Here is a 25,253-nt window from a genome sequence, read left to right on the forward strand (position 1 = left end):
GCTTCGCGCGGCACCAAGGCCGCGCGATGAACAGTGTGTTCTTAAGGTGTCGTCGCCGGCTGTGCCGGGGTGTCGTCGGACGGCGTCTGTTCCGCAGGTGCCTGCTCGGCCGGTGCGTTGTCGCCGGTCGCATCGGCCTGCGGCTCTTCGCGGCCGAGGATGCGTTCGCGGATCTGCGGCTCGATATCCTGTGGCAGCACGGCTTCGAGCTTGAGAACCAGCGAATCCAGGAAGGGCTTTGACTTCGAATTGTTGACCCAGTCCGGACGCTGGCGGACATCGATCAACCAGTTCCAGAAGGCGACGGCAACGACCAGTAGCAGAAGGCCACGCGCAGCACCGAACAGGAAGCCGAGGGTGCGGTCCAACGCGCCGATACGGCTGTCGATGATGAAATCGGCGATGCGCGACGTGATGAAGGAGATCACGATCAGCGCGACGATGAAGATGATGCCGGCCGAGCCTGCAAGCGCGATGCGGTCGTCGCTCGTGTAGTTCTTCACGTAAGGAACGAGCATCGGATAAAGATAATAGGCGGCGGCGACCGAGCCGGCCCAGCTCGCAATGGACAGCACTTCGCGCGAAAAGCCACGCACCATCGCCAGCACCGCTGAAAACAGCACGACGCCGATGACGATACCGTCGAAAATCGTAATGGGCATAAAAACCAACTCCAAGACTTAGACGGCCGGAACCGACCTGATTGTCACCGCGCTTCCGCCGGAACGCGTGGCTTCACGCGTCGGACCGGATCAACCATCCTCCTGATCCGTAGGGGCTTTCAGCCGGGAACCGGCGATCCGCGCCACGAGATCGGGAAGGCTGTCCACTTCCCTCCATTTGCCCTGCGAACCCTTGGGAAGGTCCGGCGAGGCAGCCGGCAAGACCGCAGCGGAGAAACCGAGCTTTTCCGCCTCTTTCAGCCTCTGGGCCGTATGAGCCACCGGCCGCACGGCCCCCGACAAGCTGACTTCGCCGAAATAGACGCAATCCGCCGGAAGGGCAAGACCGGCCAGTGACGAAACCAGCGCCGACGCGATCGCCATGTCGGCTGCCGGTTCACTGATCCGGTATCCGCCAGCGACGTTGAGATAGACGTCATGTTGACCGAGCCTGACCCCGCAATGCGCCTCCAATACCGCCAAAATCATGGCGAGACGGGACGAATCCCAACCGACGACCGCACGGCGGGGCGTGCCGAGCGAGGTGGCGGCCACCAGCGCCTGCACTTCGACGAGCACGGGGCGCGTTCCCTCCATGCCGGCAAAGACCGCGGCCCCCGGCGCCTTCTCGTTGCGCTCGCCGAGAAAGAGTTCTGAAGGATTGGCGACTTCGCGCAACCCTTTGTCCGACATTTCGAACACGCCGATCTCATCAGTCGGCCCGAAGCGGTTCTTCACGGTCCGCAGGATGCGGTAGTGATGGCCCCGGTCGCCTTCGAAGTAGAGCACCGCATCGACCATGTGCTCGACCACGCGCGGACCTGCGATCTGGCCCTCTTTGGTCACGTGGCCCACGAGCACCATGGTGGCCCCGGTCTGTTTGGCAAAACGGATCATTGCCTGCACGCCGGTGCGCACCTGGGTGACCGTGCCGGGCGCGCTGTCGGCCGTGTCGCTCCACAGCGTCTGGATGGAATCGATGATGACGAGGTCCGGCCGCTTGCCTTCCGAAATGGTGGCAAGAATGTCCTCGACATTGGTTTCTGCCGCGAGCAGCACATCGGTATCGGCGGCGCCGAGACGTTGCGCACGCAGCCGCACCTGCGCGACCGCCTCTTCGCCTGAAACATAGATGATCCTGTGGCCCCTTCGTGCCAGCGCTGCGGCCGCCTGCATGAGAAGCGTCGATTTGCCGATGCCGGGATCGCCGCCGATCAGCACCGCGGAGCCGCGCACGAAACCACCGCCGGTTGCCCGGTCGAGTTCGCCCATGCCGGTCGGGATGCGCGGCGCCTCCTCGATCTCGCCCGACAGCGAGGTGAGGGTGACCGGACGCCCCTTTTTCGGCATCTTGCCGGGACCCGAGCCGATCCCGCCCATCGGATCCTCTTCGACGATGGTGTTCCACTCGCCGCAGCCGTCACATTTGCCCGCCCAGCGGGAGTGTACCGTGCCACAGTTCTGGCAGACGAATTGGGTTTTGGCTTTTGCCATGAATTACGGATCGCTTTCGGGGAAGTCGTCGGGAGAGATGTTCTGACGGCCGTGCATGACGCGCAGCACGGTCAGAGATTGATCGGAGACCCGGACAAAGAAGCGTCGGTCTCGATAGGTGAAAACGCGAAGTACATCGCCCAAGCCAGGAGGTCGACTGCCCGTGAGGCCGAGTTCTGCCAAGGACTGGATTTTGCGATAAAGATCGAGTGTGAAGGCGTCTGCAGATGAAGGGCTAAACTGCGCAATGTGGACATATATCCCTTGCATGTCACGCCGCGCCGAACTGGACCAGATGACATTACGGCTCGCGGGCATCTTCGAACGTGTGCTTCATGTCGGCGAGGAATGCTTCGGCATTTTCGTAGGTGTGCACTCGCCCAGCCTCGACGTCATCAATCCCTTCCTGGATCAGCATGCGAAGGGTTGCTTCCTCTTGCTCCCGCAGAAGCGCAAGGCCGGCCGTCACCACCGCGTCTGCGCTATGGTAGAGGCCCGAATTCATCTGTTCCTCGACGAATTCCGCGTCTTGCTTGCTCAACTGAATGTTCCGCACGTTTGGCTCCGTTCAGTGAAGAAATGACAATTTTCGGAACAATAGCAGAACAAATCTGCCCGCGCCAGTGCTCAGTCGTCGCCCTCGATATAGAGCCGCTCATAGCGCAGCCCCAGTCCGGTCAGCATTTCGTAGCCGATCGTGCCGGCCGCCCGTGCCACATCGTCGAGCGGCATGGCCGGCCCGATCAATTCGACATACTCACCGGCGCGCGCGGCATTCGGCGCAAGATCGGTGACATCGAAGATCGTCTGGTCCATGGTGACGCGGCCGACGACGGGGACGGGTTGGCCGGCGAGCACGCCACGCGCACCGGCAAGGCCGGTCTGCCTCAGCGGAATGCCGGAGCCGGAGAGATTGCGCAGATAGCCGTCGGCATATCCGACTGAGGCAATCGCCAGGCGGCTGTCACGCGAGAGCGTTTGGGTTGCGCCATAACTCACCGTCTCGCCGGCCTTGGCCTCCCGCACCTGAATGATCCGCGCTTCCGCCTTGATGACGCTGCGCATGGGGTTCTTCACGCCGTTGACGGCTTCGCCACCGTAAAGGGCGATGCCGGGCCGGGTGAGGTCGAAGTGGTAATCCGCGCCAAGGAATGTGCCAGCGGACGCTGCCAGACTGGATTCGACGCCTTCAAAAGCGGCGCTAACCTGCCGGAAGGATTCGAGTTGTCGCCGGTTCATCGATGAGGACGGATCGTCTCCGCAGGCGAGGTGGCTCATGACCAGCACCGGGTCGAGGCTGGCTGGACGCGATACGTCGTCAGTCAGGGCAATGGCTTCGGCCATGGGCAGGCCGAGTCGGTTGAACCCGGTGTCGACATGCAGCGCGCATGGATAAGGACCCCGCTCCGACAGAAGCGCCATCCAGAAGGCGAGCTGCTCTTCCGAGGCGATGACCGGGACGAGATCGTTGTCGAAGAACACCTCTTCCTGGCCCGGCCAGATGCCAGAGAGGACGAAGATGCGGGCCTCCGGCGCGTAGGGTCTGAGTGTGGCGCCTTCCGCTGGCACGGCGACGAAGAAGTCGCGTGCGCCTGCCCTGTAGAGCACCTGTCCGACATCCTCGATGCCGAGACCATAGGCGTCAGCCTTGACCACTGCGGCGGTGCGCGCCTTGCCCGAGCGTCGCGCCATGTCACGCCAGTTGTCGGCTATGGCGGAAAGGTCCACCGTCAGGCGAAGGGGCGCGGCCAGAAATTCGTCCGGGGCGTCGATGATGGTGAATCTGTCTGTCATGAGATCTTTGCGTCTGCGGGGCGGGATTGGTGGACCCTAGCACTTTTCTTCAAGACGAAAATGTGGCCGCCGGATATTATGCTGCTATGCACAGTGTTTCGCAGCAGCAGGCGGCCGAAGCCAATCCGGTATCGCAAACAGAGCGGACGCGCTTTTGGCGTGACGGCCGTTTTCGCGCGATGGAATGCCTGACAGCCTCTTTCATCACCCACGAATTCTCCCCACACTCGCACGATACCTTCTCCATCGGCGCGATCGAGCAGGGGTGCCAGGTGGCGAGCATTCGCGGCACCCGCGAACATACCGGACCTGGCGCGCTTTACCTGATCAATCCGGGTGAGGTGCATGACGGCCAGCCGGGGCAGCCCGAAGGGTATCGCTACCGGATGATCTATCCGGATACCGAACTCCTGATCGAGATCATCGAGGACGTGACCGGCAGGGCCTTCCATGGCAGCCCGAGCTTTGGACGCCAGCTGCTGACGGATCCGGATCTGGCTCGCGCCTTCAATCTGGCGCACCGGAGGCTGGAAGAGGAGGGGCGCAGTGCACTGGAGGGCGAGGAGAGCATGTATTGCGTTCTCGCCACCATGTTCGCCCGCCACGGCAGCGACATTATCCGCGCGCCCGATCATGGCGAGCCGCAGGCCATGCGGCGGGTGCGCGATTACATCGCCGAGCATTTTGCCGAGGAGCTGGGTCTCGAGACCCTGGCCAAGGTCGCCGGCCTCAGCCGCGCCCACATGATCCGCGCCTTCCGCAAGCAGTATTTCATCACGCCGCATGCCTTTCAGACGGACCTGCGCATCCGCCATGCCCGCCATCTCTTGCGGCACGGTGCAACACCCTCGGATACCGCGCTGGCCTGCGGTTTTGCCGATCAGGCGCATCTGACGCGCCAGTTCAAAGCGCGCACGGGTCTCACCCCGGCCGTCTTTCGCGCCGGCTGAGCCACGGGTCACTTTCCTTCAAGACGCACCTCCCGACCCGGGATAGACCCTGCACGAACAGGAGGTCTCATGACTGAACACACATTTCGACGGCAAGCCATCGACGGCCTGCGCGCCATTTTTCCCTTGATCATTGCCGCCGCCCCCATCGGCTTCGTCTTCGGTGCCGTCGCAACCGGCAACGGGCTCTCGCCGCTGGAGACGGTGCTGATGAGCGCGCTGGTCTTTGCCGGCGGTTCGCAATTCGTTGCCATGGACCTGTGGACCCACCCGGCATCCTGGACGGCGCTCGGCTTCGCAGCCCTGCTGGTCAATCTTCGCCACGTGCTGATGGGTGCCTCGCTGGAGCGCAGCCTCGGTCTCTTCAGCCCCTGGCAGAAGCTGCCGACGCTCTTCGTCATGGCGGACGAGAACTGGGCTTTGGCGGAAGCGCGGGCGCGGACGACGGTGCTGACACCCGCCTACTATCTTGGGCTCGCCTTGCCCTTCTATCTCGGTTGGGTGGCATCGAGCCTCGCTGGCGCGCTCTTCGGTGCGCTGATCGGCGACATCGCCGTTTACGGCCTGGATTTCGCCTTCCCCGCAGTCTTCATCGTCTTGCTCACCGGCTTCTGGAAGGGCAGGGAGACCGGGCTGGTGCTTGTCGCGAGTGGCGTTGCGGCCCTCACGGTGCATGCGCTGGTCCCCGGCGCCTGGTACATCGCAGCCGGTGCGCTCGCCGGTCTCGGCGCGGCGTTCCTTCCGCTGGCGCACAAGGAACAGCCGGCATGAGTCTCGATCCCGCAACCCTTGCCGCGATCCTCGCCATGATGGCGGCGACCGTCTTTACACGCTTCTGCGGAGCCTTCCTCGTCCGTCGTTTGAAAGTCGGGCTCGGCGCCGAAAAGGCACTCTCCACCGTGCCGCCTGCGGTGCTCATGGCCGTTGTCGCGCCGACGGCCTTTGCTACGGGCTGGCCGGAAACGATCGGCTGCCTGGTGGTGGTCGCCGCCGCACTGCGTCTGTCGCTCTTGCCGGCGGCGGCGCTCGGCGTGGTATCGGTCGCCCTCATGCGTGCGATGGGCTTCTGATCCGAAAACGGAAAGGGCGCCTTTCGGCGCCCTCGATCTCACGGCTCTTCGTACTGGATGAAGCTCGGGTCGGCCAGATCCGCAAAGCGGGTGAATTCCGACTGGAAGGCGAGCTTGACGGTACCCGTCGGTCCGTGACGCTGCTTGGCGATGATCACGTCGGCCGTGCCCTTCACCTTTTCCATATGCGCTTCCCATTCCGGATACTTGGGGTCGGCGAGGTCGCGGGGCTCCATGTTCTTCACATAATATTCCTCGCGGAACACGAAGAGCACCACGTCGGCGTCCTGCTCGATCGAGCCCGATTCGCGAAGGTCGGAGAGCTGCGGGCGCTTGTCTTCGCGGCTTTCCACCTGACGCGAGAGCTGCGACAGCGCGACGATCGGCACGTTCAACTCCTTGCCGAGCGACTTCAGGCCCGTGGTGATCTGGGTGATTTCCTGCACGCGGTTTTCGCCCGCCTTGCCGGCGCCGGTCATCAGCTGGATGTAGTCGACGACCAGAAAGTCGAGACCGCGCTGACGCTTCAGGCGGCGGGCACGCGCCGCGAGCTGGGCAATCGAGATACCACCGGTCTGGTCGATGAACAGCGGCACCTTCTGCATGGTCTGCGAAAAGCCCACGAGCTTTTCGAATTCGTGTTCGGTGATGTCACCGCGGCGGATCTTCGACGACGAGACTTCCGTCTGCTCGGACATGATACGGGTGGCGAGCTGTTCCGCCGACATTTCGAGCGAGTAGAAGCCGACGACACCGCCATTCTTGGCCTTGAACGACCCGTCGGGCATCACTTCGGGCTCATAGGCCGCCGCGATGTTCCAGGCGATGTTGGTGGCAAGCGAGGTCTTGCCCATACCTGGACGACCGGCCAGCACGATCAAGTCGGAGCGCTGCAATCCGCCCATCTTCGAATCGAGCGAGCTGATGCCGGTCGAAATACCGGACAGGTTCCCGTCACGTTCGAAGGCGGCACCGGCCATGTCGACGGCCTGGGCGACGGCATCCGAGAAGGACTGGAAGCCGCCGTCGTAGCGGCCGTTTTCGGCAAGCGCAAAGAGCCGGCGTTCGGTGTCTTCGATCTGCGCCTGCGGCGGCATGTCGAGCGGCGCGTCATAGGCGATGTTGACCACATCCTCGCCGATCTGGATCAGCGAGCGGCGCAGAGCGAGATCGTAGATAGCGCGACCATAGTCTTCCGCGTTGATGATGGTGACCGCTTCGGAGGCGAGGCGCGCGAGATATTGCGCGACCGTCAGGTCGCCGACTTTCTGGTCGGCCGGCAGGAAGGTCTTGATCGTGACCGGGTTTGCCGTCTTGCCCATGCGGATAATTTCGGATGCGACCTCGAAGATCTTCCGGTGCAATGGCTCATAGAGATGTTCGGCTTTCAGGAAGTCCGAGACGCGGTAATAGGCGTCGTTGTTGACCAGAAGCGCGCCCAGAAGGGCCTGCTCCGCCTCGATATTGTTCGGCGCTTCCCGGTAGAGCGGTTCGGTCGGCTGGACCGGGCTCAGTTTGCGCGCAGCATCGTTCATTCGTTCACATCCAATCAGTGTGTCGGCGGTGGCTGCACCATAGCGAAGACGCAGGGCGGCGAAACCGCTCGCACGGCAACCCACATTGATTCACAGGCACCCGATCCCGTCTTCAGAAAAAGCCGAGGTTTCGGATCTTTTCGGTTGACTGTGACATTCAACGAATCGGCCTCGGAAGTCGGTATTCTAGCAGAGCCGGATGCTGGATTGGTCCGAAAAATTGGCAGCTGGGAGCGAAACGTCCCAACCCGCGTGGAACTGTCTCGCAGAAGGAGGCTTTCGGGAATCGCCTCGGCTTCATGCGGTTGACGCATGGCAGCTATCGCGGCGGCGCCCTTGCTTTTAGCCTGAGACGCATTAATTAGGCTAAATATAGATAGTGACCTAATTAATAGGAGGCGTCGCAAGTGTCTCGACAGTCCCAGAACGAACAGCTCTTCGATGAGATGTCGGCATTCAATCGCAAGCTCCGGGCCTTCTTTGATGCCGCCGTGCGCGAGGAGGGGCTAACGCTCGCACGGGCCCGCGCTCTGTTTGCGATCGCCCGGCGCGGACCTTTGACCCAGAAAGATCTCGCAGAAGAACTGGAAATCGAAACGCCGACCCTGGTGCGTGTCCTGGATGGCATGGAACGGCAGGGCCTCATTCTGCGGACCGAGGACGCGAAGGATCGCCGTGCCAAGCGCATCGCCATGACCGAGGCGGGCAGGGCGGCGTTTGACCAAATGCACGTTCTGGCGACCGACCTGCGCGGCCAGATTGCGGCTGACATATCGGAAGAAGAGATCGAGGTTGCGCTCTCCGTCGTGCGTCGGCTGAGCCGCAACCTGCAGCGTCTCGACCAGGAAAAGGTGCAGCCATGAGCACCGTCCCCGAAAGCACCGCCCCCGGCCCGGAAGAGGCAACCAGGGCGTCTGCACCGACTGCTGTCGCACAGCCTGCCGCACCGTCCGCCCCGCCGGCGAAGCCGCTCTGGCTTGCCGTTATCTATGTCGCATCCGGCCTGCTGCTGTTCATCACCCAGGGGCTTGGGATGAACATCGTCAACGCCAATCTCTATCAGCTGCAAGGCGAGTTCTCCGCAACCGCGGTCGAGGCTGCCTGGCTTTCGGCAGCCTACATGGCGCCCTATGCCACCCTATCGATCGCGCTTTTCAAGATCCGCACGCAATACGGCCTGCGCCCCTTCGCGGAATGGAGCATTCTGCTCTTCGTGCTCGTGTCGTCACTGAATCTGTTCGTCAATGATCTTCACTCGGCACTGGTCGTCCGCTTTATCAGCGGCTGCGCGGCAGCCCCGATCTCGACACTTGGATTCATGTATGTGCTGGAGGCCTTTCCGCTTCAACGCAAGCTTACTCAGGGTCTGAATATCGCGCTGATGGGAACGCTGCTTGCCGCGCCGCTGGCACGTATGGTCTCGCCTGGCCTGCTGCAGCTCGACGGCTGGCACGCCCTCTATTCGCTTGAAGTCGGACTGGCCCTCCTGGCCATGGCCATCATTTTTGCCCTGCCGCTCACGCCACCGCCCCGCGCCAAGGTCATCGAGCGAATCGATATCGTCTCTTATCTGCTCATGGCGATCGGCATCGGCTGCATCGCCATCTTCCTGACCCTCGGCCGCCTCTACTGGTGGTTCGAAACCTGGTGGCTCGGCGCGATCCTGGCTGCTGCGATCATCTTCCTGTCGATGACTGCGCTCATCGAATCCCGTCGCACCAACCCCATGCTCGATTTCCGCTGGATCTTCTCTCGTGACAATCTCCACATGGCGGCCGTGCTCCTGGTCTTTCGCGCGGTGTCGTCGGAACAATCGTCGACGGCCGTCAGCTTCTTCCAGCAGATCGGCCTGTTGAACGACCAGCAGTTTGTCCTCTGGGCGATCGTGCTGCTCGCTTCCGTCGGTGGCGCCCTCCTGTGCATGGCGCTGATGTCATCGCGTTTTGTCGAGACGGCCCATGTGATCGCGCTCGCTCTGATTGCCGTCGGCGCCTATCTCGACAGCCTTGCGACAAACCTGACCCGACCCGAGCAGATGTATCTCAGCCAGGGCATGATCGCCTTCGGTGCTGCCATGTTCCTGCCGCCGGTGATGGCAAAGGGGTTTGCAGGTGCCTTGCAGAAGGGGCCGACCTATATCGTCAACTTCATCGTGATCTTCCTGTTCACCCAGATCACGGGTGCCCTGCTGATGACATCCCTGCTCGGAACATTTGTGACGATCCGCGAGAAGTTCCATTCGAACGTGCTTGTCGAGAACATCCTGATGAGCCGACCCGAGGTTGCCCAGCGGGTGAGCCAGCTCGCCGCGGCTTACCGCAAAGTCATCACCGATCCGACCATCATCAATGCCGAAGGGGTGACACTGCTGTCGCAGCAGGTAACCCGAGAGGCTTATGTGCTCGCCTACACCGATACCTTTCTCCTGATCGCTGCTGTCACGACCGCAGCACTTGCCATTCTGCTCGTGCATCTCGCCTGGCGCTGGCTGCGGACACACCGCAGCCGCGAGGTCGAGCTTTCCCCCAAATCCTGACGTCGAAACGAGTCTACCGCCATGTTGAAGAAGATATTCACCCCCGCAACCATCCTGATCATCCTCGGCGCAGTGCTTGGCACGTCCCTGGTGCTCTACGCCTGGCGCCTGCCGCCCTTCGCGAGTTCGGTCGAGATGACGGACAATGCCTATGTCCGTGGCTATGTCACGATGATGAGCCCGCAGGTCAGCGGTTATGTCGTCGAAGTCCCGGTCAAGGACTATGAAACCGTCCAAAAGGGCCAGCTTCTCGCCCGCATTGATGACCGGATCTATCGGCAGAAGCTCGCGCAGGCCGAAGCGGCACTCGCCACCCAGAAAGCCTCGCTCGACAACTCCCGCCAGCAGGAAAACGCCGCCAAGGCGCGGATCGTCTCCAGCGAAGCCGCCGTCGATGCCGTCAACGCCGACCTTCAGCAGGCGCAATTGCAGGCGGACCGGCAGGACAGCCTGATCCGGAGCGGCGTGGTAGCGACCAGCGCCCAGGAGCAGGCCCATGCGGCACTCGACCGGGCGCGTGCCGGCATGGCCCAGGCGAAGGCTGCCGTCGAAGTCAGCCGCCAGGACCTGCAGACCATCATCGTCAACAGGAGCTCTCTGGAGGCCGCAGTTGCCAATGCCGACGCGGCCGTCGAACTGGCGAAGATCGATCTGTCAAACACCGAGATCCGCGCACCTCGTGAAGGCAAGCTCGGCGAAGTCGGCGTTCGCGTCGGCCAGTATGTCACGGCCGGGACCCAGCTCATGGCCGTCGTGCCGCCGGAAGTGTGGATCATTGCCAACTTCAAGGAAACGCAACTGGCCGGCATGAAGGTCGGCCAACCGGTCGAGATCACCGTGGACGCCCTCGATCGACGCGTTCTGTCCGGCAAGGTTGAGCGCTTCTCGCCCGCGACCGGTTCGGAGTTCTCCGTAATCAAGCCCGATAATGCCACGGGCAACTTCGTCAAGATTGCCCAGCGCGCCGGTGTCCGGATTGTCATCGACGATACCGCGGACGCCGCGTCTCTTCTCGCCCCGGGCATGTCCGTTGTCGTGCGGATCGACAAGAGCCTCGATCCTGCCTGAGCCGACAGGGTAATGTCTGCAACAAAAAAAGCCCGGCCTTGCAAGTGCAAGGCCGGGCTTTTGCATTCGCCCGAAGGGGCGAAAGTCTTACAGGTCGTCGCCGTCGAGGTCGGCTTCCGGATCGAAGAAGTCTTCCGGACGCAGAGCGTCTTCGTCGATGCCATAGATGGCGTCGGCCGAGGTCAGGTTTTCGCCCTTGAGCTGGCGTTCTGCTTCTTCAGCCGAACGGGCAACGTTGAGCTCGACCGAGATCTCGACTTCCGAATGCAGGTGGATGACGACCTGATGCAGGCCGATGGCCTTGATCGGGGTGTTCAGCTCGACCTGGTTGCGGCCGATGTTGAAGCCTTCGGCAGCCAGGATTTCGACGACGTCGCGAGCAGCAACCGAACCGTAGAGCTGGCCGGTTTCGCCAGCCGAACGGACGACGATGAAGGACTTGCCGTTGAGAACGTCGGCAACCTTCTGGGCTTCCGACTTGCGCTCGAGGTTACGGGCTTCGAGCGTTGCGCGCTCGGCTTCGAAACGAGCCTTGTTGGCAGCGTTGGCGCGCAGCGCCTTGCCCTGCGGCAGCAGGAAGTTGCGAGCGAAGCCGTCGCGAACCTTGACGGTTTCGCCCATCTGGCCGAGCTTTGCGATGCGTTCAAGCAGAATGACGTCCATGATTTTGGTCCTTTCAGTGGTCAATCAGTGTTGTCTGGAGTGTCGGTTTTGGCCTTGGCGGCCGGTGTGAGTGCAACGGTCCGCCGGGTATCCGACAGGCCGATGATGAGCGGTATGATCAGTGGCAGCAGCATGATCGTCGACAGGTAAGCCAGCACCAGAGCCGGCAGACGCCAGTCCTTGCCACGTGTCTTCAGATGCATGGAGGCAAAGCCTGCCATCAGGAAGCCGGCGCCGAGGGTGCCGCAGACAGTCGCGCCGATCATGGCCGGAACGCCGCCGATGAAACAGCCGATGATGCCGGCGAGGAACAGGAAGACCGCGTTGCGGTTCATACGCAGCGAAGAAGGGATATCTTCGCGCGGACGCTTCGCACGGCCGGAGGCCGAGACGATGCGCTGGGCCACGTAATACATCAGGAACAGCAGCATTACCCAGGTGCCGCCCTGGATGATCGGCAGCAGCACGACCATGGTGCGCTTCAACTGTTCAAGCGCTGCCGGGTCGGGCAGCATGGCCGGATCCTGGCTGCTCATCGCCTGCGTCATGGCCTCCACCAACTGGTTGGTGAAGTCAGGGCCGAAGCCGATTATCACGCCGAGCGCGATGACGGCGAAGGTGACGAAGACGCAAAGCTGCAGCAGGATATCCGAAAGGGGATACCAGGCCATCAGGTGATCGGGGCCACCGATCTCGGAAGCCGGGCGCGCCAGGCTCGACAGATGCGCGAGCCAGCCGGCAGGCGCCAGCGTGAAGATCGCCATGCCGAAGGCGAACATCGGCGACATGCTGATCGTGCCAAGGAAGGCAGCCGTCAGGATGGCGGTGATCGAGGCGGTGTTGCCCCAGCCGAGGCCGACGATGAGAACGGGCAGCGCTGAGGCTGCATAAAGGATCGACGCAAGCGTCGGCTGCGCCGCAGCACCCAGCACGAGCAGGGCGGCGGTAATACCGGCAAGGAGGCCGGTCATCAGCAATTTCGCATCCAGTTTCTGCAAGGTCGCTGTCCTGCCCGGTTGAAGCAGTTAGGGGAAGGTCTTCATGCCGTCTGGCAGGAATGTCCCCAACATGGGTTTTTGCCTCAAGTCGCCATCGAAGCGCCTGAAGGCGGTGATTCCGATCCGCGCCCAACGCGGAAGGGATGAAGCCTGCCGATCGATGATCGGCAGGCTTCGGATCAGATTACGCTACGACGTAGGGCAGCAGGCCGAGGAAACGGGCGCGCTTGATGGCCTGGGCCAGTTCGCGCTGCTTCTTCTGGGAAACTGCAGTGATACGCGAAGGAACGATCTTGCCGCGCTCAGAGATGTAGCGCTGCAGGAGACGAACGTCCTTGTAGTCGATCTTCGGAGCGTTAGCGCCCGAGAAGGGGCAGGTCTTGCGACGACGATGGAAGGGACGACGTGCCTGAGAAGAGGATGCATCAGCCATTGTAATTTCTCCTGTTCTTCAGATTACGCGCGGTCTTCGCGCGGACGACGCTCGAAACCACCTTCGCGCGGGCCACGGTCCGGACGCGGACCACGGTCGCCGAAGCCGCCTTCGCGACGCGGGCCACGGTCATCGCCGTCACGACGCGGACGGTCGTCACGGTCGCGCTTCTGCATCATGGCAGACGGGCCTTCTTCGTGGGCTTCCACAGCGATGGTCATGTAACGAAGAACGTCTTCGTTGATGCGCATCTGGCGTTCCATTTCGTGGATCGCTGCACCCGGAGCTTCGATGTCCATGAGTGCGTAGTGAGCCTTGCGGTTCTTCTTGATGCGGTAGGTCAGGGACTTGAGGCCCCAGTTTTCTACGCGCCCGACCTTGCCACCGTTCGCTTCGATGACGCCCTTGTACTGTTCGACGAGGGCATCAACCTGCTGGGCGGACATATCCTGCCGGGCAAGGAATACATGTTCGTAAAGAGCCATGACAGCTTTGCCTTTCTTGCGGTTGTCGTCACCCGGATCCGGCGCTAAGCCTCACAGACTGCTCCTGTGCGACACGGGTCGCGGCAAGAAAAGCGTTGTGTTCGAGACGGTCGAGAGCGGAGACACGGGAGACCGGAAACCCTTATGGTTCCTGCTGCAAGCCTTGTCAGCCTGCCAGCCCTCCGTTCAGCCACCAGCCAGAGGACCGGGTGTTGTGAACGGCGCGCTTATACCCGTGTTTGAGTGAAAAGCAAGGGCAATAGGCAACTTTTCCGCTTTCGATGCCGGGGCGGGCGGACGGTTCGTCGAAATTCTAACGGATCTTTACCGGATGCTTACCGCGTTTGGCAGAGCCGTTTCGCCCTGTGAAAGCGCTCATGTAAGCTTTTCTCAATGCGCGAATGTTAGCATCGCCTGGAACTCTGCCCAGGCGCGATCCAAGGAATGGACCTGATGACGGTCATCAACAGCTTCTATCGCAACCCGAATGCGCTCGCTTACGCGACACAGCTGTTTGCGCCTTCATCGTCTCTGCGGGCGGACCAGGGCGCGCCGTCCGTCTGGGCTGCACCAGAGGACAGCGGCTATACCGAGACAGCCGGACAGAGGGCGCTCGCCCGGATCGTTGAAATTCTCGCCCTGCGTGACGCACCGGCGGGTGATGAAGCGTCGGTCGACGAGACGCTGGGATATATTACCGGCGGGCAAGGCACCGTGGGTGACGACAAGCTGACCTTCGACGCCAGGGCCGTCTACAACATAGATACAGGCGCCGGTGACGACACGGTCACGGCGAAAGCCGCTGCGCTGACCTCCGTTTTCACGGGCGCCGGCAAGGATAGTGTCTCCGCAAGTGCCGGTTACATCGACGAGATCGACGCGGGCGAGGGCGATGACACCGTGAAGCTCTCTGGCCAGCTTGTCATGAATGTGACCGGCGGAGACGGGAATGACACGCTGGCCGTTGCCGGCGAGGCCCTGATCGGCATAGACGGCGGAGGCGGCGACGATACCATGACGCTGGAAGGCACCCGCATCGTCGCCTCGGGCGGTACGGGCGACGACACCGTCACCATCAAGCGCACCGATGTAAAGGCCGACCACGCCATCGCCGAATATGGCTTTGCCCGGGGTGACGGCCAGGACACCATCAATATCAATGGCAGCCTTGCCCTCCGGTTCACCGGTTACGACGAGAAAGATGTGACCATCAGCGTCGATGGCAACACCTTGACCGCTACCTTTGCCGGCACGACGGACCGCATCACGGTGACGCTCGATCAGGTCGCCCTCTCGGGCCAGGGGCTGACCTATGGCTTCGCCTTCGATCAGGGTCGGACGGTTCTGACCATCGGCTGACACCATATGAAAATGCCGGCACCCTGAGGTGCCGGCACAGTCTATGTCACAGGACGATCTTAGATCGGCATGGGATATTCGCGGTGGATTCGGGCGATCTCCTGCAGGATCTCGTCAGACAATGTCAGATCGGCCGCATCGATGTTCACCTTCAACTGCTCCATCGTCGTCGCGCCGATGATGGCGGACGCCATAAACGGGCGCGTCAGGCAGAAGGCGACGGCGAGCGTCGAGGGATCGATGCCGTGCTTCTTGGCCAGGTCCACATAGGCCCGCGTCGGCGCCTCCTGCTGCGGGACCAGACGGCCACCAATATCGCCATTGATCGATCCGCGTGAGCCTGCCGGCTTCTGGCCGCCGAGATACTTGCCAGAGAGAATGCCCCCCGCGAGCGGAGAATAGGCGAGCAGCCCGACATCCTCGTGGTGCGACAGTTCGGCCAGATCCAGGTCATAATGCCGGTAGAGCAGATTGTACTCGTTCTGGATGGAGGCCACACGCGGCAGCCCCTTCTGCTCGGCGAGGCTGAGATATTTCTGCGTGCCCCAGGTCGTCTCGTTCGAAAGGCCGATGGCCCGGATTTTGCCCGCCTTTACACACTCGCCGAGCGTATCCAGTATTTCGGCAATGTCGTGCTGCGCCTGGGCACGGTCCTGCTTGTAAGGATTGTAGCTCCAGGCGCCGCGGAAGTGAAAATGCCCGCGGTTCGGCCAGTGGATCTGATAGAGGTCGACATAGTCGGTCTTCAGCCGCGTGAGGCTCGCATCGAGCGCCTCGCGCAGCGACGCTGCTGTGATCGGGCTGCCCTCGCGGATATAGGGTCGGCCGGGACCGGCGACCTTGGTGGCGAGCACCACCTGGTCGCGCTTGCCTGTCTTCTGCAGCCAGTTGCCGATAATGGCTTCGGTATTGCCATAGGTCTCCTTCGACAGCGGTGTCGTCGGATAGAGTTCGGCCGTGTCGAAGAAATTGACGCCACGCTCCAGCGCGTAGTCCATCTGTTGAAAGGCTTCGGCTTCCGAATTCTGCGAGCCCCAAGTCATGGTGCCCAGGCAGATTTCGGAAACAAGGATATCGGTTCGGCCGAGCCGGTTCGTCTTCATGGGGGAAATGCCTCGAGTAGGAAATGGGCCCAACAGGGCTGGGGGAGATGCTGGAACAAAATAAGAGGAATTTGCCGCACTGCAAGATGGCGAAGCGGCCGAACAGTCTGTGATTTGCGGCTCTGCCGGCAGTCCTGAGCGGCCTGAAAGGCTTGACTCGCAGGGACGTATTGTGAATTGACAGGAAAAAACCCAAGGGAGAAACGCCCAATGACAGTCGCATTCACCTTCCCCGGCCAGGGCAGCCAGGCCGTTGGCATGGGCAAGGACCTCGCCGACAATTTTGCCGAAGCCCGCGCCGTTTTCCAGGAAGTCGATGACGCGCTCGGCCAGAAACTGTCCGACATCATGTGGAACGGCCCCGAGGAAACGCTGACGCTGACCGCCAATGCCCAGCCGGCCCTGATGGCCGTCTCCATGGCCGTCATCCGCGTGCTCGAAGCCAAGGGCCTGGATCTGAAGTCCAAGGTCTCCTTCGTCGCCGGCCATTCGCTCGGCGAATATTCGGCGCTTGCCGCTGCCGGCACCTTCTCGATCGCCGACACCGCGCGCCTCCTGCGCATCCGCGGCAACGCCATGCAGGCAGCCGTTCCCGTCGGCGCCGGCGCCATGGCCGCGATCATCGGCCTGGAGCATGGCGACGTGCAGTCGATCTGCGAGGCTGCAGCCGCCGAAGGTCCGTGCCAGATCGCCAATGACAATGGTGGCGGACAACTGGTCATCTCCGGTGGCAAGGCCGCCGTCGAGAAGGCCGCAGCCCTTGCCACCGAAAAGGGTGCCAAGCGCGCCATCATGTTGCCGGTTTCTGCGCCCTTCCATTCTGCATTAATGGGGCCGGCAGCGGACGCCATGCGCGAGGCATTGTCGACGGTCGAGAAGCGTGCTCCGTCCGTGCCGTTGGTTGCCAATGTTCTGGCAGCTCCGGTGACTTCGGCCACTGAGATCGCCGACCTTCTGGTCCAGCAGGTTACCGGCCAGGTCCGCTGGCGTGAGACGGTCGAATGGTTCGGCGCCAATGGCGTCACCACACTTTATGAAATCGGCGCCGGCAAGGTTCTCACGGGTCTCGCGCGCCGCATCGACAAGAACATCAGCGGCATTGCCGTCAACGGCCCGGCCGACATCGATGCGGCACTTGCCGCGCTCAACGGCTGACGCCCCCAAACGATCAACAAGGAACGCGATCATGTTTGACCTGACCGGCCGCAAGGCTCTCGTCACCGGCGCAACCGGTGGCATCGGCGAAGAAATCGCCCGCATGCTGCACGCCCAGGGCGCCATCGTCGGCCTGCACGGCACGCGCGTCGAAAAGCTGGAAGCGCTGGCCGCCGAACTCGGCGACCGCGTCAAGATCTTCCCGGCCAACCTGTCGGACCGCGACGAGGTGAAGGCGCTCGGTGAAAAGGCCGAAGCCGAACTCGAAGGTGTCGATATCCTGGTCAACAATGCCGGCATCACCAAGGATGGCCTGTTCGTCCGCATGTCCGATGCAGACTGGGACAGCGTGCTGGAAGTCAACCTGACGGCCGTCTTCCGTCTGACCCGCGAGCTGACCCATCCGATGATGCGCCGCCGTTATGGCCGCATCATCAACATCACCTCGATCGTCGGCGTCACCGGCAATCCGGGCCAGGCGAACTATTGCGCCTCCAAGGCCGGGATGATCGGTTTCACCAAGTCGCTGGCCCAGGAAATCGCCACGCGCAACGTGACGGTCAACTGCGTTGCACCGGGCTTTATCGAAAGCGCGATGACCGGCAAGCTGAACGACAAGCAGAAGGACGCCATCATGGGCGCCATTCCGATGAAGCGCATGGGCACGGGCGCCGAAGTGGCATCTGCCGTGCTTTACTTGGCGTCTTCGGAAGCCGCCTACATGACCGGCCAGACCTTGCACGTCAACGGCGGCATGGCGATGATCTGATGTGAGCCACCGGTTCGCCCTTTCCGCCAAAGGCTGTTGACCGAGGCGAGGGGGCGAATTTCTGGCTTTGCGGCGCGCTGAAACCATGTTAAGCGGGCCATGACTGTGAGCAGTCGCTCCGTCTCATGAGCCGAAGTTTATGCTTTTATTCGCATAAACCGCTCTGGGTCAGGGCCGAACGGGTTTGCTGGTGGCGCCTTTGCGCTTCACCAGTTGAAGACAGGGTAGGGTGGCCATTACGGCTCCCTCTGATATTTAGAAGGTCGAGGAAACCGACATGAGCGATATCGCAGAACGCGTGAAGAAAATTGTAGTTGATCATCTCGGCGTTGACGCTGAAAAGGTTGTCGAAGGCGCCAGCTTCATCGACGATCTGGGCGCTGACTCGCTCGACACGGTCGAACTCGTCATGGCCTTCGAAGAAGAATTCGGCGTCGAAATTCCGGATGACGCTGCTGACTCGATCCTGACGGTCGGCGACGCCGTCAAGTTCATCGAAAAGGCCCAGGCCTGATCGATCGCACTGCTGCGGAAGGCGGGCTCTTCGGCCCGTCCTGTCCGCTTGGGCCCGCGTGAAGCGGGCCTTGTTGTATCTGGACCTTTGTTTACAATGACTTCGGTCGATTAATTTGGGTGGGCTTCGCACGATGAGACGTGTCGTCATCACCGGTACCGGCATGGTATCGCCCCTGGGAGTTGGAACGGAACTGACCTGGCAGCGGCTTCTTGCCGGCCAGAGCGGCGCTCGCCTCGTCACCGAATTCGAGGTCGAGGATCTGCCGGCCAAGATTGCCTGCCGCATCCCGACCGAAGGCGAAGGCGCCTGGAACCCCGACGACTGGATGGAGCCGAAGGAACAGCGCAAGGTCGACGCCTTCATAATCTATGCGATGGCCGCAGCCGAAATGGCGTTGAAGGACGCCGACTGGCATCCGCAGACCGATGACGACCAGTGCGCCACGGGCGTGCTGATTGGATCCGGCATCGGCGGGCTGGAAGGCATAGTTGAGGCCGGCCACATCCTGCGCGACAAGGGCCCGCGTCGCCTGTCACCCTTTTTTATTCCCGGCCGTCTGATCAACCTCGCTTCCGGCCAGGTGTCAATCCGCCACAAGCTGCGCGGGCCGAACCATTCGGTCGTGACCGCCTGCTCGACCGGCGCGCATGCGATCGGTGACGCCGCCCGTCTGGTGGCGCTGGGCGATGCCGACGTCATGGTCGCCGGCGGAACGGAATCGCCGATCAGCCGCATTTCGCTCGCGGGCTTTGCCGCCTGCAAGGCGCTGTCGACTGCGCGCAACGACAACCCGACCGCAGCCTCGCGTCCCTATGACAAGGACCGCGACGGTTTTGTCATGGGCGAGGGTGCCGGCATCGTCGTTCTGGAAGAACTGGAGCACGCCAAGGCGCGCGGCGCCAAGATCTATGCCGAAGTTGTCGGCTATGGTCTTTCGGGCGATGCCTTCCACATTACCGCCCCTTCGGAAGACGGCGACGGTGCCTTCCGCTGCATGACGATGGCTCTGAAGCGTGCAGGCCTGACGGCAGCCGATATCGACTATATCAACGCTCACGGCACCTCGACCATGGCCGACACCATCGAACTCGGCGCCGTCGAGCGTCTGGTTGGCGAGCATGCCTCGAAGATTTCCATGTCTTCGACCAAGTCGGCGATCGGTCACCTGCTCGGTGCTGCCGGTGCCGTCGAGGCGATCTTCTCGACGCTGGCGATCCGCGACAACATCGCGCCGCCGACGCTCAACCTCGACACCCCCGACGTCGAGACCAAGATCGATCTGGTGCCGCACAAGGCGCGCAAGCGTGAGATCAACGTCGCCCTGTCGAATTCTTTCGGCTTCGGCGGCACCAATGCCTCGCTGGTCTTGAAGCGCTACGAGGCCTGATGAACCGGCGCGCCGGGCACATTTGCGCGGCCCCGCTCTCATCAGGTGGATGACGCTGCGGGTGCTCTTGCCCGCAGCAATGTTCTGCGGATAGAAATCATGGCCACGTCCGGCGCCTTGCGCCGGGCGAGCGGCTCCGATTTTTGCCGCATTGCTGGCTGAAACAGCCGCGACAGAAACAAAGAAGGATTGCCGGTGACCGACAACAGCCAGAACGGCGGTAGCCAGAACAACGGTGTTCCCTTTGGTCGCGATGCCGACACGAGCACCGGCAAGGGGCCGTTCATTCCAAAATCCCCCAACGATGCGCTGCGCCCCGAGAGGGTGCCCCAGCCACCGCGTCGCTCGCGCAAGGCCCGCAGCCAGCTGGTGATCTTCCTGAACTTCCTGATGACCATGGTGGTCTTCGTCGGTGTGGTCGCCGTTGCCGGCTTCTATTATGTGATGGATGCCTACAGGAAGCCCGGTCCGCTTGCCGCCAATACCAATTTTGTCGTGCGCAGTGGCGCCGGCCTCGCCGAGATCGCCAACAATCTCGAGCGCAACGGCATCGTCACCGATGCTCGCATCTATCGTTATGTCACCGCGACCTATCTGGACGAGGGACAGACGCTCAAGGCCGGCGAATACGAAATCAAGGCCGGATCGTCGATGAAGGACGTCACCGAACTGCTCGAGTCCGGCAAGTCGATCCTGTACGCGGTGTCCATGCCGGAAGGCCTCACCGTCAAACAGATGTTCCAGCGCCTCGCCGACGATACCGTGCTTGAGGGCGACTTGCCGTCAGAGCTGCCGGCAGAGGGGTCCCTGCGCCCGGATACATACAAGTTTACCCGCGGCACGAAGCGCGCCGAGATCGTCACCCAGATGGCCGCCGCCCAGGAGAAGTTGATCGACCAGATCTGGGAGCGCCGCGATCCCGACCTTCCGATCAAGACACGCGAGGAATTCGTCACGCTGGCTTCGATCGTCGAGAAGGAAACCGGCAAGGACGACGAGCGCGCTCACGTTGCCTCCGTCTTCATCAACCGCCTGAAGAAGGGCATGCGCCTGCAGTCGGACCCGACGATCATCTATGGCCTCTTCGGCGGTGACGGAAAGCCGGCCGATCGGCCGATCTTCCAGTCCGACATCAAGAAGGAAACGCCTTACAACACCTATGTGATCAAGGGCCTGCCGCCGGGACCGATCGCCAATCCGGGCCGCGCGGCGCTGGAGGCGGTTGCGCATCCCTGGAAGACCGACGATCTCTACTTCGTCGCCGATGGCACGGGCGGGCATGTGTTTGCCGCCACGCTTGCCGAACACAACGCCAATGTGAAGCGCTGGCGCAAGATGGAGGCCGAACGCGCCCAAACGCCGCCTGCCACGCTGGATGCGGCACCGGAAGTCGATCCGGGCGCCGGCAATTGAATAAGGCCGAGGGGGCCGGGTTATGACTTTGCAATCCATGACGGGCTTTGCCCGCGTTGAAGGCACGTCGGGACGTTACCGATGGGCCTGGGAACTGCGCTCAGTGAACGGCAAGGGGCTCGACATCCGCTCACGCCTGCCGCAAGGCCAGGAATATCTCGAAAACGATCTGCGCCGGCTCGTCGGAGAGCGGTTGACGCGCGGCAACCTCCAGGTGGGCCTGTCGCTCTCGGTCAGCGAGAATCGCGTCGAAGCCGTGCTCAATCACGACGCCCTGAACGCTGTCCTGGCGCTGCGCGATCAGCTCGGTCCGGAAATCCTCGATCCGGCACCGTTGCGGCTCGACACGCTCCTCTCGATCCGTGGTCTGGTCGACATGCGCGAGGCTGTCGATGACGAAGATGCCGTCAGCGCGCGCGACGCCGATATCCTTGCCGGTCTCGGCGGCGCTGTGGCGGCCCTGGCCACTATGCGGGAGACAGAGGGCGCAGCCTTGCGCGCCATCCTCGAAGAGCACATCGCCCGCATCGAGGCGCTTGCGGTCCAGATTGAAGCCGACCCTTCGCGTTCTCCGGAAGAGATCGCCCGGAGGCTCGAAGCCCAACTCGCTGCTCTCATGGACACGACGTCTGGCCTCGACCGGGACCGACTGCACCAGGAGATCGCCCTGATCGCCACCAAGGCCGATCTGCGCGAGGAGATCGACCGGCTGAAGGCGCATGTGACAGCCGCCCGCGAACTGTTGGCCGCCGGTGGTCCTGTCGGCCGCAAACTCGATTTCCTGGCGCAGGAATTTAACCGCGAATCAAATACTATCTGTTCCAAATCCAATGCCGTCGCGGTGACCGCCGCCGGCATCGAATTGAAGGTCGTCATCGACCAGTTCCGCGAACAGGTTCAGAATCTGGAGTAGTCCATGGCCGCTGCCGCTCCCACCTCCGTCAAGATCGCAAGGCGCGGCCTGATGCTCGTCATCTCCTCCCCATCGGGGGCCGGCAAGTCGACGATCGCGCGCACGCTGATGGACCGCGACCAGCAGATCGGCCTCTCGGTCAGCGTCACGACCCGACAGCGGCGTCAGAGCGAGATCGAGGGCGTGCATTACCACTTCGTCTCACAGCGCGAATTCGAGCGCCTGCGTGACAGCGACAGCCTGCTGGAATGGGCTCAGGTTCACGGCAACTATTACGGTACCCCGCGTGAGGCCGTCGAACTCGCCATGGGCGAGGGCCGCGACATGCTCTTCGACATCGACTGGCAGGGCGCCCAGCAGCTGCAGGAAAAGATGTCGGCTGACGTCGTCTCGATCTTCATCCTGCCGCCGACCATGGCCGAACTTCAGTCGCGCCTGCACCGTCGCGCCGAGGATACGGAAGAGGTCATCCAGACCCGCCTGAACAATTCTCGCGCCGAGATCGCCCATTGGCGGGAATACGACTACGTGATCGTCAATGATGACCTGAATTCGGCCTTCGATGCGGTCCAGTCGATCGTCAAGGCCGAACGCCTGCGCCGCGACCGCCGTCATGGCCTCTTCGACTTCGTCGAGGGGTTGATCGCTTGACGATTGTCAAGAGGTGGGTCAATTTTTAGATGAGTAAGATTTAGCTAAAATTAACTGCAACTCCTTAGGGTGGCGCGTCGGGAATATTCCTTTTGCGCGACATCGGGGTTGCCTATGCGAATTATTGATATTGCCATCAAGTGGCGGCTGTTGGCAGCGCTTTGTCTTCCGGTTCTGGCCACGGTGACCTTCGCTGGTCTGGAGGTCCGGGACGCGGCCCGCGACTACGAGCAGGCAAGCAGGATGGTCTCGGTATCAGGCGAACTGGGCGCGATCGGTGACCTGGTGCATGACCTTCAGGTTGAGCGAGGGTTGACGGCCGGCTTTCTCGGTTCGAAGGGAGCGAAGGGCAAGGACGCCCTGCAGGCGGCGCGCGACAAGACCGCTGACGATACGAAGGTGGTAACCGAGCTTCTGAAGTCCGTGGAGACGGTTGCGGGCGATGCTGTCGCGGCCAAGGCGGGTGAAGTCCAGACAGCGATCGGGGCCCTTTCCGAGACGCGTACTCAGGTGGACCAGCTGCAGATTGCTGGTCCGAAGGCCTTCGGCCACTACACCACCACCATTGCCGGCCTCATGTCGCTGGCTCAGGACTATTCGCTGGCCAATGCGCCGGAGGGGGCGGCCGGGCCATTGGTCGCGCACGGCCTGATCATGAATGCCAAGGAATTGGCCGGCCAGGAACGCGGCATGGGCAACGGCTTCATCAGCGCCGGCGCCTTCGATCCGGCGCGTTTCATGACCTTTGTCGGTCTGGGTGGTGCGCAGAAGGAATTGCTTGCCAAGTTCCTGCAGTTGCTGCCGGTGGATCTGCGCAGCGAATACCAGCCGATCCTCGCCAGCGAGCACCTCGCAAACCTGGAGGCCTTCCGGTCAGACCTCGTTTCCGGAGGCGTGTCCGCTCCCCTGACTGGTCTGGACGCTCCCACCTGGTTCGGACTGGCGACAAAGCAGATCGAGCAGTTGAAGCTTGTTGAATCAGCGCTGGTCAAGCGGGTCGGCGAAGGCTCGGCGGCGCTGGCAGAAGCGGCGTGGTGGCGGCTGGTCACGGTCGGAGGCGCTACGCTGCTCGGCTTCATCCTGACCTTCGTCATCGTCAGCTCTCTGTCCTACACGGTCATTCGTCCGATCGGCCTCTTGACCGACGCTGTCGAACGCCTGGCGCGGGACGAAATCGATGTCCACCTGATCCATTCCGAAGGGCAGGACGAGATCGGTCGCATGGGTACGGCGATCCGCAACTGTGTCGAAAACAGCAAGATCAAGGCCGAACGTCAGCGCGACGAGCAGGCAAGGGCCGAGGTTGAGAAGCGGGCGCGGGAAAGGGCCGCAGAGCAGGAGAGGGCCGAGCGCGCTGCCGAGATTGCCCAGGCCGTTGGCGAACTGGCGACCGGTCTGGCGGCCCTCGCCCGCGGCGAGACAGGCTACAGGATCCACCAGCCCTTTGCCGGGGATCTGGAGCGTCTTCGCAGCGACTTCAACGAGTCCATGGGCAAGCTGCACCAGGTCGTCGAGACCATTGCATTGAGTTCCGATACGATCCGCGGTGGGTCCGACGAGTTGCGCAGTTCGGCTGATGAACTCTCACAACGGACCGAGCGCCAGGCGGCAGCCCTCGAACAGGCATCGGCATCCCTGAGCGAAGTGACCAACAACCTATCCAATTCGAGCCGCAGGGCCGAAGCCGTCGGCAAGCTCGTCGAAACCACAGCATCCGATGCCATGCAGTCGGGAACCGTCGTTGCCAACACCGTGGAAGCGATTTCCCAGATCGAGCAGTCTTCCGGCCAGATCGGCCAGATCATCTCGGTTATCGACGAGATCGCCTTCCAGACCAATCTTCTGGCGCTCAATGCCGGTGTCGAGGCAGCACGCGCCGGAGAGGCCGGCAAGGGCTTTGCGGTGGTCGCCCAGGAGGTTCGTGAGCTCGCCCAGCGTTCGGCGACGGCTGCACGGGAAATCAAGGCGCTGATCGAGCGGTCGAGCAAGGAGGTCGAGCTTGGCGTTCATCTAGTGGGGGAGACGGGCAATGCACTTCGGAAGATCGAAGGCAACGTCTCCCGCATCAACCAGGAGATCGTCGAGATTGTCAGGGCGTCCCGTGAGCAATCCGCGTCGATCGGCGAGATCAACGCCGCAATGAACCAGATGGATCAGGTCACCCAGCAGAACGCGGCCATGGTGGAAGAAGCGACTGCGGCCACACACTCCCTGGGTGTTGAGGCTCACAGGCTTGCCGAGCAGGTCGCCATATTCCGCACTGGGCACCCTTCCGGCGCCGCACGGCGCGTCGCCTGA

At 62.3% G+C, this 25,253-nt stretch carries 26 protein-coding genes; 15 read left to right on the forward strand and 11 right to left on the reverse strand.

Translation table 11 applies throughout. From position 1 onward, the window contains the following. Positions 1-41: 41 nt before the first annotated feature. The 5 genes from ACT53S_RS07145 to alr form a co-directional block, all read right to left on the reverse strand. Positions 42-662 (reverse strand): CvpA family protein, encoded by a 621-nt coding sequence (locus ACT53S_RS07145; RefSeq protein WP_113378033.1) that lies wholly within the window; start codon positions 660-662, stop codon positions 42-44. A 90-nt stretch (positions 663-752) separates the two neighbouring features. Then, positions 753-2,156: a DNA repair protein RadA gene (gene radA, locus ACT53S_RS07150; protein ID WP_113378034.1), complete on the reverse strand. Its 1,404-nt coding sequence runs from the start codon at positions 2,154-2,156 to the stop codon at positions 753-755. Positions 2,157-2,159: 3 nt separating this feature from the next. Continuing rightward, a complete protein-coding gene (locus tag ACT53S_RS07155) occupies positions 2,160-2,474 on the reverse strand; it encodes a type II toxin-antitoxin system RelE/ParE family toxin (protein WP_142069756.1) in 315 nt (104 codons plus the stop codon). Continuing rightward, on the reverse strand, positions 2,458-2,697 hold the full coding sequence (locus tag ACT53S_RS07160; protein WP_476066434.1) for a type II toxin-antitoxin system ParD family antitoxin: 240 nt from the start codon (positions 2,695-2,697) through the stop codon (positions 2,458-2,460). Before ACT53S_RS07160 ends, ACT53S_RS07155 begins: the two co-directional genes overlap by 17 nt. 86 nt (positions 2,698-2,783) lie before the next feature. Beyond that, entirely contained in the window at positions 2,784-3,950 is a 1,167-nt protein-coding gene (gene alr, locus ACT53S_RS07165; protein ID WP_476066435.1) for an alanine racemase, read from the reverse strand. Between the two features lie 86 nt (positions 3,951-4,036). Between alr and ACT53S_RS07170 the strand changes: the two genes are divergently transcribed. The 3 genes from ACT53S_RS07170 to ACT53S_RS07180 all read left to right on the forward strand — a co-directional run bounded on the left by ACT53S_RS07170 (position 4,037) and on the right by ACT53S_RS07180 (position 5,970). Beyond that, positions 4,037-4,900: an AraC family transcriptional regulator gene (locus tag ACT53S_RS07170; protein ID WP_113378037.1), complete on the forward strand. Its 864-nt coding sequence runs from the start codon at positions 4,037-4,039 to the stop codon at positions 4,898-4,900. A 69-nt stretch (positions 4,901-4,969) separates the two neighbouring features. Next, on the forward strand, positions 4,970-5,671 hold the full coding sequence (locus ACT53S_RS07175; protein ID WP_476066436.1) for an AzlC family ABC transporter permease: 702 nt from the start codon (positions 4,970-4,972) through the stop codon (positions 5,669-5,671). Beyond that, positions 5,668-5,970 (forward strand): AzlD family protein, encoded by a 303-nt coding sequence (locus ACT53S_RS07180; protein ID WP_476066437.1) that lies wholly within the window; start codon positions 5,668-5,670, stop codon positions 5,968-5,970. Before ACT53S_RS07175 ends, ACT53S_RS07180 begins: the two co-directional genes overlap by 4 nt. A gap of 38 nt (positions 5,971-6,008) precedes the next feature. Here the strand turns inward: ACT53S_RS07180 and ACT53S_RS07185 are convergent, their stop codons facing one another. Continuing rightward, positions 6,009-7,505: a replicative DNA helicase gene (locus ACT53S_RS07185; RefSeq protein ID WP_113378178.1), complete on the reverse strand. Its 1,497-nt coding sequence runs from the start codon at positions 7,503-7,505 to the stop codon at positions 6,009-6,011. A 407-nt stretch (positions 7,506-7,912) separates the two neighbouring features. Here ACT53S_RS07185 and ACT53S_RS07190 point away from each other — a divergent pair, with 407 nt between their 5' ends. Genes ACT53S_RS07190 through ACT53S_RS07200 form a run of 3 tightly spaced genes read left to right on the forward strand, consistent with a single transcriptional unit; the run spans position 7,913 to position 11,109 of the window. Beyond that, the gene (locus ACT53S_RS07190; RefSeq protein ID WP_113378040.1) at positions 7,913-8,368 is read left to right on the forward strand and encodes a MarR family transcriptional regulator; all 456 of its coding nucleotides are present in this window, start codon (positions 7,913-7,915) and stop codon (positions 8,366-8,368) included. Then, positions 8,365-10,041: an MFS transporter gene (locus ACT53S_RS07195; protein ID WP_476066438.1), complete on the forward strand. Its 1,677-nt coding sequence runs from the start codon at positions 8,365-8,367 to the stop codon at positions 10,039-10,041. The genes ACT53S_RS07190 and ACT53S_RS07195 overlap by 4 nt, the downstream gene beginning before the upstream one ends. A gap of 21 nt (positions 10,042-10,062) precedes the next feature. After that, positions 10,063-11,109, forward strand: a complete 1,047-nt coding sequence (locus tag ACT53S_RS07200) for an HlyD family secretion protein (RefSeq protein WP_113378042.1) — start codon at positions 10,063-10,065, stop codon at positions 11,107-11,109. Between the two features lie 87 nt (positions 11,110-11,196). Here ACT53S_RS07200 and rplI read toward each other — a convergent pair whose 3' ends face one another. From rplI to rpsF, 4 genes are all read right to left on the reverse strand, one after another. Beyond that, on the reverse strand, positions 11,197-11,772 hold the full coding sequence (gene rplI, locus ACT53S_RS07205; protein WP_113378043.1) for a 50S ribosomal protein L9: 576 nt from the start codon (positions 11,770-11,772) through the stop codon (positions 11,197-11,199). A 20-nt stretch (positions 11,773-11,792) separates the two neighbouring features. Next, entirely contained in the window at positions 11,793-12,770 is a 978-nt protein-coding gene (locus tag ACT53S_RS07210; protein WP_476066439.1) for a DUF2232 domain-containing protein, read from the reverse strand. Positions 12,771-12,954: 184 nt separating this feature from the next. Beyond that, positions 12,955-13,203: a 30S ribosomal protein S18 gene (rpsR, locus tag ACT53S_RS07215; RefSeq protein ID WP_003502063.1), complete on the reverse strand. Its 249-nt coding sequence runs from the start codon at positions 13,201-13,203 to the stop codon at positions 12,955-12,957. 23 nt (positions 13,204-13,226) lie between these two features. Further along, positions 13,227-13,688 (reverse strand): 30S ribosomal protein S6, encoded by a 462-nt coding sequence (rpsF, locus tag ACT53S_RS07220; protein ID WP_110793507.1) that lies wholly within the window; start codon positions 13,686-13,688, stop codon positions 13,227-13,229. 453 nt (positions 13,689-14,141) lie between these two features. On the opposite strand from rpsF, the gene ACT53S_RS07225 reads away from it, so the two are divergent. Continuing rightward, a complete protein-coding gene (locus tag ACT53S_RS07225) occupies positions 14,142-15,047 on the forward strand; it encodes an RTX toxin (RefSeq protein WP_476066440.1) in 906 nt (301 codons plus the stop codon). 59 nt (positions 15,048-15,106) lie between these two features. On the opposite strand, the gene ACT53S_RS07230 is transcribed toward ACT53S_RS07225, so the two are convergent. Next, positions 15,107-16,150: an aldo/keto reductase gene (locus ACT53S_RS07230; protein WP_476066441.1), complete on the reverse strand. Its 1,044-nt coding sequence runs from the start codon at positions 16,148-16,150 to the stop codon at positions 15,107-15,109. Between the two features lie 210 nt (positions 16,151-16,360). Between ACT53S_RS07230 and fabD the strand changes: the two genes are divergently transcribed. From fabD to ACT53S_RS07270, 8 genes are all read left to right on the forward strand, one after another. Continuing rightward, positions 16,361-17,305, forward strand: coding sequence for an ACP S-malonyltransferase (gene fabD, locus ACT53S_RS07235; protein WP_476066442.1), 945 nt, complete (start codon positions 16,361-16,363; stop codon positions 17,303-17,305). A gap of 31 nt (positions 17,306-17,336) precedes the next feature. Next, positions 17,337-18,074 (forward strand): 3-oxoacyl-[acyl-carrier-protein] reductase, encoded by a 738-nt coding sequence (gene fabG / locus ACT53S_RS07240; RefSeq protein WP_113378048.1) that lies wholly within the window; start codon positions 17,337-17,339, stop codon positions 18,072-18,074. Positions 18,075-18,351: 277 nt separating this feature from the next. After that, positions 18,352-18,588: an acyl carrier protein gene (locus ACT53S_RS07245; RefSeq protein ID WP_006727438.1), complete on the forward strand. Its 237-nt coding sequence runs from the start codon at positions 18,352-18,354 to the stop codon at positions 18,586-18,588. 133 nt (positions 18,589-18,721) lie between these two features. Continuing rightward, the gene (gene fabF / locus ACT53S_RS07250) at positions 18,722-19,978 is read left to right on the forward strand and encodes a beta-ketoacyl-ACP synthase II (RefSeq protein WP_142069735.1); all 1,257 of its coding nucleotides are present in this window, start codon (positions 18,722-18,724) and stop codon (positions 19,976-19,978) included. A gap of 189 nt (positions 19,979-20,167) precedes the next feature. Continuing rightward, positions 20,168-21,391: an endolytic transglycosylase MltG gene (mltG, locus tag ACT53S_RS07255; RefSeq protein WP_113378050.1), complete on the forward strand. Its 1,224-nt coding sequence runs from the start codon at positions 20,168-20,170 to the stop codon at positions 21,389-21,391. Between the two features lie 22 nt (positions 21,392-21,413). Then, on the forward strand, positions 21,414-22,304 hold the full coding sequence (locus ACT53S_RS07260; RefSeq protein ID WP_113378051.1) for a YicC/YloC family endoribonuclease: 891 nt from the start codon (positions 21,414-21,416) through the stop codon (positions 22,302-22,304). Between the two features lie 3 nt (positions 22,305-22,307). After that, positions 22,308-22,955, forward strand: a complete 648-nt coding sequence (gene gmk, locus ACT53S_RS07265) for a guanylate kinase (RefSeq protein ID WP_476066443.1) — start codon at positions 22,308-22,310, stop codon at positions 22,953-22,955. Positions 22,956-23,069: 114 nt separating this feature from the next. Beyond that, positions 23,070-25,253 (forward strand): methyl-accepting chemotaxis protein, encoded by a 2,184-nt coding sequence (locus ACT53S_RS07270; protein ID WP_476066444.1) that lies wholly within the window; start codon positions 23,070-23,072, stop codon positions 25,251-25,253.

The organism is Allorhizobium sp. DMC15, from assembly GCF_056314065.1.